Raw genomic sequence first — 255 nt, forward strand, 5'->3', positions numbered from 1 at the left:
GAGTACCGGTATCCGTCGGGTTCGGCGGCGATGTACTCCTCCCACAGGATCGACAGCGTCACGTGCTTGCGCTTGAGCTCGCGGTGCACGGTCGTCCAATCAGGTTCGGCGATGCGGCGGTGACCCTGCCGTTTGCCTTTGCGGGTCTTGGCGAACAGGCGGAGTTCCAGGGCCGCGTCGGTGAGCTCGTCGGGCAACGGCCTGGTCAGACCCGCGGCCTCTAACCGCCGGATCGCCAGCCGCACCGTCGAGGGC

General features: G+C 67.8%; 1 pseudogene. It reads right to left on the reverse strand.

The annotated features are described in order from the left end of the window. Positions 1 to 255, reverse strand: a pseudogene (locus tag NCR93_RS31790) (IS21 family transposase); the annotation flags it as partial.

It is taken from the genome of Caballeronia sp. ATUFL_F1_KS39, assembly GCF_023630985.1.
GTDB lineage: Bacteria > Pseudomonadota > Gammaproteobacteria > Burkholderiales > Burkholderiaceae > Caballeronia > Caballeronia zhejiangensis.